Origin of the sequence: Mycoplasma sp. CSL7503-lung (genome assembly GCF_025515455.1) — a bacterium.
Taxonomy (GTDB): Bacteria; Bacillota_I; Bacilli_A; order Mycoplasmatales; family Metamycoplasmataceae; genus Mycoplasmopsis.
Map to the genome: position 1 here is coordinate 1 of NZ_JAOPHP010000049.1, position 904 is coordinate 904.

2 protein-coding genes are annotated in these 904 nt (G+C 19.4%); both read right to left on the reverse strand.

The window, feature by feature from the left end:
• Nucleotides 1-2: 2 nt before the first annotated feature.
• On the reverse strand, nt 3-350 hold the full coding sequence (locus N9R85_RS03840; RefSeq protein ID WP_216490283.1) for a hypothetical protein: 348 nt from the start codon (nt 348-350) through the stop codon (nt 3-5).
• 1 nt (nt 351) lies between these two features.
• Nucleotides 352-904 (reverse strand): hypothetical protein (locus tag N9R85_RS03845; RefSeq protein WP_262858661.1); only part of this gene is annotated, 553 nt, incomplete at its 5' end.

Below are 904 nucleotides of genomic sequence, written 5' to 3' on the forward strand. Positions count from 1 at the left end.
TGTTATTTTCTAAAATATTTTTCATTTAATTTATTAATTAAAATTTCTAACTCTTCAATTTCTTTTGAATTTTCTTCGGGTGAGTTTTTTAAATTTTCTAAGGTTTTTTGATATTTCTTTCATTTTTTGATTAAAGTAAATTGTTTAATTAATTTAAAGATAGAAAACATTGATAATAAAGTAGTTAAAACAATAGTAGTTATTATAATAATACTTTGGATCAGTGAGTAATCATTTCATTTTGTTATTAAATCATACATTGCATATGGAACAAAAAAAGAAATTATTGTTCCAATAGTGTAAAATGTAAATTTCTTCATGTTTGATATTTTTGGTGTTTGTTGTTTCATTTTAAAATAGTTTAACCTTTCTTTGTTTTGTTCTTAAAATATAAATTAAGGTAATTAAACCTGTTGATAATAAAGCGACTAAAATTGTTGTTGAAATTCAAAAAACATCTGAATTTTCATCTTTTTTAATCCATTTAGAATCATAATCTTTTGATGTATAAAAATTTATTTTAAAACTGTTTTGACCTTTTATCAAAAACGAATTGGTATTTGCTTTAAAATTAAAAGTTTTTGATGTTTTAAAATATTCCTTATTATTTTTTAATACTAATTTGTCTTTATTTTCAAGTTGTTTAAAGAAATTTTGGTCAAATGTAGGTAAATCAAGTTGATTTAAAATTTCTGTTTTAATTTCTTCGTTAACTAAAAATACACTAGTAATATTATTTAATATTTCGGTGATTATCTTTTTGCGAGCAGAATCAAAATATTTATCATCAACAAAAATATCTAATTCATTAAAATGATATTTACCAATATCTATTTTAGAATTTAATTTATATCTGTCATCTTTTTTTAAATTTATATCGTTATTGTTGTTTTTATTTGTATCA